Below are 8,382 nucleotides of genomic sequence, written 5' to 3'. Positions count from 1 at the left end.
GCCCCGCCCCCCCCCCCGCGGCCCCCTCCTCCCCCCCCCCCCGCGCCCCCCCCGGGGGGGGGGGGGGCCCCCCCGCGCCCCCCCCGCGGGCGGCCCCCCCCCCCCCCCCCCCCCCCCGCTCGCCGTTCGCCATGAGACCATCGATGAGAACATCGAAACGTACGCTCACCCGACCAGCCGTCAGAAACGGTACGGAGCCGTGAAGTGGGCTAACGACGGAACCACACCACAGGTTCCGCTCCGGCCTCATTGCCCGGCGTGACCTGCCGTGATACACAGAGTGACCATACGAGTCAATCGTACGAATCCTGACCGACAATGACGCCAAGTCGACATACGACGGCGACTTCGTCGGCGACAATGAGGCGTGACCTCTGCACACCGGCAGGGGGACGGCGGAACTACCCACCAGGGGCGGTGACTTACATGCTGTTTGCGGCCGACAAGGGCGATATCAACACCATCATCGGCGGGATCGCTCCGGACTGGGGGCCCTTCGGCAGCCTGGGCAACGAGGCCAAAGTGATGATCGAGGTCGTGATGGCGGTCGCCATCCTCATCTGCCTCGGCATCGCCATCTGGGGCGCGGCCAAGCAACGCATCGGCGCGACGGCCCTACGGGACACCTTCAGTGCGGAACAGGGCAAGGGCCTCATCATCGCGGGCCTGACGGGCGTCTTCATCATCGGCTCACTCGGGACACTGTTCACGATCGTGTACGGCATGGCCGTGTAGCAGCGTCCCCCGCACCACCCCCAGTCCCGTCCGGGCGCGCCCGGCCCGCCGTCCCCACCCACCTGTCGTGCCCACCGGCTGAGGTTGCGTTTCCCTGATGTCCCTGATGTCGAGTCACCACACCGCGCCCGCGCGGGAACCAGCACGGCTACCGTCGTACTTCTACGCGGTCCGCAACGGCAGCGAGGGGGCGTACGCGGCATGACTCCCGGCGACGAACACGACTACGGCGAACCCGCGGGCACCCGCGTCCGCCTGCCCGAGGCCGACCCCTACGGCGGCGCCAGAAGAGGCGCCCGCTCCTCCTCCCGGAGCCTGGTCACGGTGGTCGGCGTCGTCGTCGTCCTCATCGCGGCGATCGCCTTCGCGAACCGCGGAGGAGACGATTCCTCTTCGACGTCGACCGACGGATCCACCGCCACAGACAAACCAAAGTCCTCCAGCACAGCAGCAACCGGAACAAAGCCGGTGGATTCGAAGAGCAACGGCATCCCCTCGGGGTTCGCACACACCCAGCAGGGCGCCCAGTCCGCCGCCGCCAACTACGCCGTCGCGCTCGGCTCGACCGGCATGTTCCAAAAGGACAGCCGGCACGCCCTCGTCGACAACCTCTACACCACCGCGGCCGCGACCAAGCTGCAGGGAGCCATGGACCAGGCGTACTCGGCCGACTTCCTCGCGAAGATGGGCCTCGACGCCGACGGCAACGCCCCGGACGGCAACACCTTCGTCTCCCGGGTGGTGCCCGTGGGCACGACGACCCAGACCTACTCCACCGGCACCGCCAAGGTCGCCGTCTGGTACCTGGGCCTCATCGGCATGTCCGGGACGACCTCCACCGACCCCGTCACCTCGTCGTGGAAGACCTGGACCTTCGACCTCCAGTGGACCGGCGGCGACTGGAAGATCGCCGACGACGAGCAGAAGGACGGCCCCGCCCCGGTCCCCGGCGACGACCCGGCCGCCACCTCCGACGAGATCAGCAAGGCCATCGAGGAGTACGGAGGGTTCACGTATGCCCGGTAACCCGCGCCGCCTGCTCACGCTCGCCGGAGCAGTGACCGCCGTCCAGACGTCGGCCGTCCTGCTGGCCACCCGCGTCTTCGCGGCCCCGACGCCCGACTCGTCGCCGTCGTCGACACCCTCGCCGTCGCCGTCACCGTCCGACAGCCTGGACTGCGGCCTCATCTCCGGCGAGGCCAAGAAGTACTGCGAGAAGGGCAACGGAGGCTCCCTCACCACCAACCCCGGCGTCTCCGACACCCTCGACCCCCTCTCCTCCCTCGCCAAGGGCTGTGCCGACGCCGCCTCGTGGACCGTCGACAAGCTGAGCGACGCCGTGAAGGACACCGCGAACGTCGACTTCACCAACGAGAGGTTCCTCAAGCAGTACGCCGTCGTCTTCGCCGCCTCGACCGTCCTGACCCTCCTGCTGTGGCTGCTGGCCGTAGCCAAGCGCGCGGTGCGCGGAGTCCCCCTCACCACCGCCATCGGCGAAGCCGTCGGCTTCCTCTGGCTGACCGTCCTCGCCTCCGCCTTCACCCCCCTCATCCTCTACACCGTCGTCTCCGCCACCGACGGCATCACCGACGTCCTCGCGAAGACCACCGGCAACCAGACCGACACGTTCTTCGGCACCTTCTCCGCGGCCCTCGCCAAGGGCGAGGACATCGGCGGCGGCCCGATCATGCTGATCGTCGTCTCGCTCGTGTCGATCCTCGCCGCCGGAGTGCTCTGGCTGGAGCTCGTCATCAGAGCCGCGCTCCTCTACGTCGGCGCGCTGCTCGGCACCGTCGTCTACGCGGGCCTGGTCGACAAGCACCTGTGGAGCCATGTCCGCCGCTGGGCCGGCATCATGATCGCCGTCATCCTGGTCAAACCGATCATCGTGATAGTGCTCGGCCTCGCCGGCGCGCTGTCCTCGGACGACGGCCCCAACTCCTTCTCCGCCGTCGTCTCCGGCCTCTCGATCATCCTGCTCGCCATCTTCGCCAGCGCGATGATCTACCGCTTCGTCCCCGGCTTCGGCGACGAGATCGCGAACGGCCGCAACAACCGCATCATGCAGGGCGCCGAAGGCAAGGCCGCCGCCGTCATCAGCTCCCCGGCGACCCTCGTCGCCCAGGGCATCAAGACGCACAGCACCCGTGCGGACAACAACGGCGCCGGCCAGTCCGGCTCCGGATCCTCCGGTGCCCGCCCCGCCAACCCCGCCAGCGGCGGAGTGGCCGCGCACAGCTCGCGCTCCTCGAACGGGGGCGGCGGATCTGTCCCCTCCGCCGCACCCGCGCCCCGCGCGAGCAGCCCGGTCAACACCCCGCACGCCGGCAACAACCGCAACAGCAGCAACAACCGCACGGGAGGTGAAGGGCGTTGACGACCGAGTCCCATGTGTCCCACATGGTCGCGCCCCGCCGTACATATCTGATCGGCCGCGCCCGGCCGAACGCGATCGTCGGCCGCAACCGCGAGACCGGCGAGATCGCGCTCATCGTCGTCGGCGCGTTCCTCGGCATGATGTGCGGCCTCCTCGTCCCCGTCCTCGCCCTGCGCATCGTCCTGCTGAGCGGCTTCCCGGTGATCGCGCTGGCCGCCGTCTACGTGCCGTACAAGCACCGCACGTTCTACAAGTGGTTCGAGATCAACCGCAGCTACAAGCGCACCCTCCGCCAGGGGACCACGTACCGCTCGACCGCCATGGAGGCCGGCACCCGGCTCGACGGCCAGGAGATCGAGATCGGCCCGCCCCCGGGCATCGGCCGCATCAGCTGGCTGGCCGCCCCCTTCGGCCCCGACGAGATCGCCGTCCTCCTGCACGCCGACCGCCGTACGGTGACGGCGGCCATCGAGATCGAGGGCCCGGGCGTCGGCCTGCGTGACAGCGAGGACCAGGAGGCCCTCGTCGACCGCTTCGGCACCCTCCTCAAGCACGTGGCGAACGGCGACGGATTCGTCACCCGCCTGCAGATGCTCGCCCGCACCCTCCCCGCCGACCCCGACGCCCACGCCAAGGACGTCGCCGTGCGCGGGGACGAGAAGGCCCCCGACTGGCTGGCCCGCTCCTACGACCAGCTCCAGTCCATGGTGTCCACCAGCAGCGAGCAGCACCGCGCCTACCTCGTCGCCTGCATGCACTACACGCGCGAACTCTCCGCCGAGGCGCACGCCATGGCCCGCGCCGCCCGCCCCCAGTCCGGCCGCAAACTCGACCGCGACGCCGGCCTCGCCGTCGTCATGGCCCGCGAGCTGACGGACATCTGCTCCCGCCTCCAGGAGGCGGACATCCGCGTCCGCCAGCCCCTCGGGCAGGGCCGGCTCGCCTCCCTCGTCCACTCCATGTACGACCCGGACCACCCCATCGACCACATCCAGGCGATGACCAAGCGCAACGCCTGGCCGGCCGAGCTGGACGCCATGGAGCCGACGTTCCTCCAGGCCAAGACCCGCGAGTCGACCACCCGGGCCCCCTGGTGCCACGCCACGGCCTGGGTGAAGGAGTGGCCGATGACCCCGGTGGGCGTCAACTTCCTGGCCCCCCTCCTCGTCCACACCCCAGACGTCATCCGCACGGTCGCCGTCACGATGGACCTCGAACCCACCGAGGTCGCCATCGAGCGCATGCTCACGGAGAAGACGAACGACGAGGCCGAAGCCAGCCGAGCCGCCAAGATGAACCGCACCGTCGACCCCCGCGACGTGGCCGCCCACTCCCGCCTCGACCAGCGCGGCGAGGACCTGGCGTCCGGCGCGGCCGGCGTGAACCTGGTCGGCTACATCACCGTCTCCAGCCGCAACCCCGAGGCCCTCGCCCGCGACAAACGGACGATAAGGGCCTCGGCCGGCAAGTCGTACCTGAAGCTGGAGTGGTGCGACCGAGAGCACCACCGGGCGTTCGTGAACACCCTCCCGTTCGCCACCGGAATCCGAAGGTAGGGGCTGATGAGCTGATGCGGGATCCGCTGTCCGTCCTCACGGACGCCTTCACCTCCTTCCTCTTCGGCAAGGTCGAGACGACCCGACTGCCGGTCCGCACCTCCACCGGCCAGGCCCAGGCCGTCTACCTGCCCACGGCCGCCCCCGGCCTCGGCGACTCCGGCGTCATCATCGGCCGCGAGGTCTACTCCGGGAAGGGCTACATCTACGACCCCTTCCAGCTGTACGGCCAGCAGCTCCCGGCCCCGCACTGGCTGGTCCTCGGCGAGTCCGGCAACGGCAAGTCGGCGCTGGAGAAGACCTACGTCATGCGCCAGCTCCGCTTCCGCGACCGCCAGGTCGTCGTCCTGGACGCCCAGGGCGAGGACGGCGTCGGCGAATGGAACCTCATCGCGCAGGCGCTGGGAATAACCCCCATCCGCCTGGACCCTACGGCAGCCCTGGACATGGGGATCCGCCTCAACCCCCTGGACCCCTCGATCACCACGACGGGCCAGCTGGCACTGCTCCGCACCATCATCGAAGTGGCGATGGGCCACGGCCTGGACGAACGCTCCGGCTTCGCCCTGAAGGTCGCCCACGCCTACGTCAACGAGACGATCGTCGAACGTCAGCCGGTCCTGATGGACATCGTCGAACAGCTCCGCCACCCCGAACCGGAGTCGGCGGAGGCGATGAACGTCGCCATAGACGACGTACGGGCCTGGGGCCTGGACGTCGCACTGGTCCTGGACCGCCTGGTCGACGGTGACCTGCGGGGCATGTTCGACGGCCCCACGACGGTCGGCATCGACCTGGACGCCCCGCTGATCGTGTTCGATTTGTCCCACATCGACCGCAACTCCATCGCCATGCCGATCCTGATGGCGATCGTCGGGGTCTGGCTCGAACACACCTGGATCCGCCCCGACCGGAAGAAGCGCATCTTCCTGGTCGAGGAGGCCTGGCACATCATCAACAGCCCGTTCGTGGCCCAGCTCTTCCAGCGCCTGCTGAAGTTCGGCCGACGCCTCGGCCTGTCCTTCGTGGCGGTGGTCCACCACCTGTCGGACGTGGTGGACGGCGCGGCGGCCAAGGAGGCCGCCGCGATCCTGAAGATGGCCTCGACCAGGACGATCTACGCCCAAAAAGCGGACGAGGCCAGGGCGACGGGCCGAGTCCTCGGCCTACCGAGGTGGGCCGTGGAGATCATCCCCACCCTCACCCCCGGCATCGCGGTCTGGGACGTCAACGGCAACGTCCAGGTGGTGAAACACCTGGTCACGGAGACGGAACGCCCCTTGGTCTTCACCGACCGCGCCATGACGGAGTCCTCCGCCGAGCAGGCCGCAGCCAACGACGACGCCCTGCTCGCCGCCGAACTGGAACAGGAACGCCGAGCGGCGGCCTTCATGGAACAGCACATGGCCGACCTGGACGGCTCGTCCGAGTCGACGGTGGCGTAGAGGGGCGGGGTGGTCATGAGACCGGGTGACGAGCAGCGCCGCGACAGCCGGGCCGACAGCCAAGGAGGCATCCCGGACGGCCTCCTGGTCGGCATACTCGCGTTCCTGCTCGGCATGACCCTGCTGGTCTGGACGGCGACGGGCCTGGCAGCCCTCTTCTCCCACGGCTCCTGGCCCGCCGGCGTCGCCTTCACCCGCACCCCCCTGGCCATGCGCCACCTCATCGCCCAACCTCACGACATCCCCGGCGCCTGGCCTGAGGCGGAGCCGACCCGACTCTCCGGCTACGGCCTCTTCTGGGGCCTGCTCATCGGCCAGCTGATGATCCTGTTCGTCCTCACCGTGTTCGTGATAGGGACGCTGGCGCGGTGGAGGGCGGTACGGGCACGCCGGAGGGCAGACCAGAGGGACCGCCGGCACACCACGGGCCTCCCGCCCCAGCACCACGAGGTACCGCACCACGAGGTGCCCACGCAGCGAACGGAAGCGACGCCCGAGGCCGACCCGAGGACACGGACAGAGCCGACTCCGCCGACGGACCCGACCCCTCTGACGGCATCGCCGTCGCCGTCGCCTCTCGCCCCGACACCGCGCCCCGCCGTCGAACCGTCCCACGGATGGGAGACCGGCCGCGTCGAAGGCGGGACGGCACACTACGCGCCCCCCGCGCTCCGCTACGCCACCGCCGCCCAGGCCGTCCGGGACGCCGAGGGCCCCGCACTCGTCCTCACCTCCGACCCGGCCCTCTGGCAGGACACCAAGGACGCCAGGGCCAAGCTGGGCCCGGTCCACCTCTACGACCCCGCCCACCGCTGCGACACCCCGGCCCGCCTCCACTGGTCCCCCACCGCCGGCTGCGAGGACAGGCCGACCGCGGCCTCCCGCGCGGCGGCGCTCCTCACCCCCGTACGCCCCACCGCCCGCCTGGACCAGGCGGTGACCGACACGGCCGAGACCCTGCTCCGCAGCTATCTCCACGCCGCGGCGATCGACGGCCGCACCATCCGCCACGTCCACCGCTGGTCCCAGGGCACCGGCATCCAGGATGCGGTCCGCACCCTCCGCACCCACCCCAAGGCCGCCCCGGGCGCGGCCGGCGAGCTCGAAGCCGCCCTCACCGCCCACCCCGAGCGTCGTGACATCGCCCAGGAACTGACGTCCCGCGCCCTCTCCGCCCTCTCCACGGTGAACATCCGCGAGGCATGCACTCCCAACCGAAGTGATGCCCTTGCCTTGGATTCCTTCGTGGACGAAGGGGGAACGCTTTATGTACTAGGCGAATCGATCGAGGATCCCAGGACGAACCCCGGCGCGATGCCGCTCCTGACGGCCCTCGTCTCCAGCGTGGTCGAGCGCGGCCGGCGCATGGCCGAACGGTCATCCTCCGGTCGCCTCGACCCACCACTCACCCTGGTCCTGGACGATGTGGCGGCCGTGGCCCCGATCTCCCAGCTCCCGGAGCTCCTGTCCACGGGAACGGACCGCGGCCTGCCCACCTTGGCCCTGCTCCGCTCCCGCGAACAGGCCAAGGCCCGCTGGCCGCACGACGAGCTACCGGTGTAGCACTTCAGCCTCGGTCGCGCCCGAGCACGAACTCCAGCTGGCTCTCCCCGGGTGTCTGCTCGAGCGGCACCACGACACCGCTGGGTACGAACCCGGCCTTGCGGTAGAACCTCTGGGCCCGGGTGTTCTGCTCGTGCACGATCAGTCGCACCCGCTCGGCCCCGCTCGCCCAGGCCCACTCCACAGCGGCGTCGAAGAGCACCTCCGTCAGACCGATGCCCCGGGACTCGGGCTGCACGAACACTCCGACGACATGCCCTTGTCTCCGCTCGACGGGAAAGCCGGCCCAGTCTTTCGTGCCGGCCTCCTCGACCAGCACAGTCAAGGTTCCGACCCACTCCCCGTCCGGCGCCTCGGCGATGATCTGCTGCGCTCCGGTCGCACCCTCCGCGACTCCCTCGACCCGTTCCCGCCAAAAGGAGTCCGGCTTGGCAACAGCCTCGTCGTACGTCTCCAGGAAGGCGAGGTGCGCTACCGGGTCCTGAAGCGCGGCGAGCCGCAGCTTCTTCGCTGCGGGCCACTCATCGGCGCGTATGGAGCGGATGACGTAATTCATGCGCATCACCCTAATGGCAAACGCAAAAAGGCCCACACCGATTTACGGTGTGGGCCTTTCTCAATATTTGTTCGGCGGTGTCCTACTCTCCCACAGGGTCCCCCCTGCAGTACCATCGGCGCTGTAAGGCTTAGCTTCCGGGTTCGGAAT

The 8,382-nt window shown here is 69.8% G+C and carries 7 protein-coding genes and 1 rRNA gene; 6 read left to right on the top strand and 2 right to left on the bottom strand.

All coding sequences use genetic code 11. The annotated features are described in order from the left end of the window. The first annotated feature begins 426 nt into the window (after positions 1 to 426). The 6 genes from ACIBAF_RS46890 to ACIBAF_RS46865 all read left to right on the top strand — a co-directional run bounded on the left by ACIBAF_RS46890 (position 427) and on the right by ACIBAF_RS46865 (position 7,676). Complete coding sequence (locus ACIBAF_RS46890; RefSeq protein ID WP_004000049.1) at positions 427 to 735, top strand: hypothetical protein; 309 nt, start codon at positions 427 to 429, stop codon at positions 733 to 735. Positions 736 to 936: 201 nt separating this feature from the next. Next, entirely contained in the window at positions 937 to 1,761 is an 825-nt protein-coding gene (locus ACIBAF_RS46885; RefSeq protein ID WP_399472569.1) for a hypothetical protein, read from the top strand. Beyond that, on the top strand, positions 1,751 to 3,112 hold the full coding sequence (locus tag ACIBAF_RS46880) for a hypothetical protein (RefSeq protein WP_399472567.1): 1,362 nt from the start codon (positions 1,751 to 1,753) through the stop codon (positions 3,110 to 3,112). Before ACIBAF_RS46885 ends, ACIBAF_RS46880 begins: the two co-directional genes overlap by 11 nt. 23 nt (positions 3,113 to 3,135) lie before the next feature. Next, complete coding sequence (locus ACIBAF_RS46875) at positions 3,136 to 4,668, top strand: SCO6880 family protein (RefSeq protein ID WP_399472591.1); 1,533 nt, start codon at positions 3,136 to 3,138, stop codon at positions 4,666 to 4,668. Between the two features lie 14 nt (positions 4,669 to 4,682). Further along, positions 4,683 to 6,113, top strand: a complete 1,431-nt coding sequence (locus ACIBAF_RS46870) for an ATP-binding protein (protein ID WP_399472565.1) — start codon at positions 4,683 to 4,685, stop codon at positions 6,111 to 6,113. Positions 6,114 to 6,128: 15 nt separating this feature from the next. Further along, positions 6,129 to 7,676: a type IV secretory system conjugative DNA transfer family protein gene (locus tag ACIBAF_RS46865; RefSeq protein ID WP_399472563.1), complete on the top strand. Its 1,548-nt coding sequence runs from the start codon at positions 6,129 to 6,131 to the stop codon at positions 7,674 to 7,676. A gap of 4 nt (positions 7,677 to 7,680) precedes the next feature. On the opposite strand, the gene ACIBAF_RS46860 is transcribed toward ACIBAF_RS46865, so the two are convergent. Then, on the bottom strand, positions 7,681 to 8,232 hold the full coding sequence (locus tag ACIBAF_RS46860) for a GNAT family N-acetyltransferase (RefSeq protein WP_399472561.1): 552 nt from the start codon (positions 8,230 to 8,232) through the stop codon (positions 7,681 to 7,683). A 69-nt stretch (positions 8,233 to 8,301) separates the two neighbouring features. Continuing rightward, a 5S ribosomal RNA gene (gene rrf / locus ACIBAF_RS46855) occupies positions 8,302 to 8,382 on the bottom strand; the annotation flags it as partial.

The sequence above is a fragment of the Streptomyces sp. NPDC051677 genome (assembly GCF_044453465.1).
Lineage (GTDB): Bacteria > Actinomycetota > Actinomycetes > Streptomycetales > Streptomycetaceae > Streptomyces.
Note: the sequence above shows the minus strand (reverse complement) of the source record. Positions and strands in the feature narration are given on the sequence as shown.

What these genes read in the sequence shown, in the direction of transcription:
- ACIBAF_RS46890 (WP_004000049.1), top strand. Translation starts at nt 427, where the DNA reads ATGCTGTTTGCGGCCGACAAGGGCGATATCAACACCATCATCGGCGGG.
- ACIBAF_RS46885 (WP_399472569.1), top strand. Translation starts at nt 937, where the DNA reads ATGACTCCCGGCGACGAACACGACTACGGCGAACCCGCGGGCACCCGC.
- ACIBAF_RS46880 (WP_399472567.1), top strand. Translation starts at nt 1,751, where the DNA reads ATGCCCGGTAACCCGCGCCGCCTGCTCACGCTCGCCGGAGCAGTGACC.
- ACIBAF_RS46875 (WP_399472591.1), top strand. Translation starts at nt 3,136, where the DNA reads ATGGTCGCGCCCCGCCGTACATATCTGATCGGCCGCGCCCGGCCGAAC.
- ACIBAF_RS46870 (WP_399472565.1), top strand. Translation starts at nt 4,683, where the DNA reads ATGCGGGATCCGCTGTCCGTCCTCACGGACGCCTTCACCTCCTTCCTC.
- ACIBAF_RS46865 (WP_399472563.1), top strand. Translation starts at nt 6,129, where the DNA reads ATGAGACCGGGTGACGAGCAGCGCCGCGACAGCCGGGCCGACAGCCAA.
- ACIBAF_RS46860 (WP_399472561.1), bottom strand. Translation starts at nt 8,232, where the DNA reads ATGAATTACGTCATCCGCTCCATACGCGCCGATGAGTGGCCCGCAGCG.